The 595-nt window shown below is 72.1% G+C and carries 1 pseudogene; it reads left to right on the top strand.

The annotated features are described in order from the left end of the window. A pseudogene (locus VXC91_RS46660) lies at positions 1–595 on the top strand (ISKra4 family transposase); the annotation flags it as partial.

The following is a 595-nucleotide window of genomic DNA, read 5'->3' as shown; positions in this document are numbered from 1 at the left end:
TGCCGAGCCCGCGCCGCGCACGGTGGACGACATCATCACCGACCCAGGTCGGCAAGACGACGCCGTCCGGCAGGACGACGCCGCCCACGGCGCGGCGCCCGAGCGCCGCCAGGGGCCGAAGGCCCGGTCGAAGTGGCTGTGCGGCTCGGTGACCGACACCGCCGCGCAGGTGGTCGCCGCCGTGTTCGACCAGGCCGAGCACCGCGACCCCGGCCACCGCCGTCCCTGGGTCGTTCTCGTCGACGGGGCCCGCCATCAAATCGACCTCATCAAGGCCGAAGCACGGCAACGCGGTGTGGACATCCACATCATCGTCGACCTGATCCACGTACTCGAATATCTATGGCGAGCGGCCTGGTGCCTGCACGACAGCGGCGATGCCTCCGCCGAGAGCTGGGTCGCCCGCCACGCCCGCATCCTGTTGGGCGGCGGCGTGCAGCAGACCGCCACCGCACTCGAGGCAGCCGCCCGCACCGCCGGACTGCGTGGCGCCCAGCGCAAGGGCATCGACGAGGCCGTGAACTACCTGACCGGCAAGGCCGAGCACCTGCGCTACGACACCGCCCTGGAACGCGGATGGCCGATCGCCACCGGG

Origin of the sequence: Streptomyces chiangmaiensis (assembly GCF_036281785.1) — a bacterium.
GTDB classification, from domain to species: domain Bacteria; phylum Actinomycetota; class Actinomycetes; order Streptomycetales; family Streptomycetaceae; genus Streptomyces; species Streptomyces chiangmaiensis.
This window is presented reverse-complemented; position numbering and strand designations above follow the sequence as displayed.